This is a genomic window from Psychrobacter sp. 1U2 (genome assembly GCF_051847575.1).
Map to the genome: position 1 here is coordinate 1 of NZ_JBPYDC010001188.1, position 676 is coordinate 676.

The 676-nt window shown below is 42.0% G+C and carries 1 pseudogene; it reads left to right on the plus strand.

The window, feature by feature from the left end:
• Nucleotides 1-571, plus strand: a pseudogene (locus ACS8FD_RS21115) (23S rRNA (adenine(2503)-C(2))-methyltransferase RlmN); the annotation flags it as partial.
• Nucleotides 572-676: the final 105 nt, after the last annotated feature.

Here is a 676-nt window from a genome sequence, read left to right on the forward strand (position 1 = left end):
TGCTTATGGTTTATCCAAACGCCGAGTCACTTTATCGACGTCAGGTGTGGTGCCAAAGATGTATCAGTTAGCGAAGGATATTGATGTGGCTTTAGCCATTTCACTGCATGCACCCAACAATGAATTGCGTAATGAGCTGGTACCAATTAATAAAAAATATCCATTAAACGAGCTGATCGCTGCGGCAAAAAATTACGTCTATGACGTCAATCCGCGCCACAAAAAACATGTCACGATTGAATATGTCATGTTAGATGGCGTCAATGACAGCAATGAGCACGCTGAGCAGTTGGTTGCGTTACTTGATGGTTTGCCAAGTAAAATAAACCTGATACCGTTCAATCCATTCCCGCATGCCCCTTATGATAAATCAAGTAATAATCGCATTCATGCGTTTAGTAATATTTTGAGCGAAGCAGGTTTTGTTTGCACCATTCGTCAAACGCGCGGTGATGATATTGATGCAGCCTGTGGTCAATTGGTTGGACAAGTCGCTGATCGAACTAGACGGTCAGCAGCATGGCAACAAAGCATTAAAGACCGCGATACTAAGGGTAACGCTGCTGTCTAATGAGTGATGGGGTGACAGCAATAGTGGCTCAGTCTAAGACAAGAAACAGATAGGGTTACGTTCCTATTGGTTTTAGTAAATAATATTTATAACCATAAAAATGCA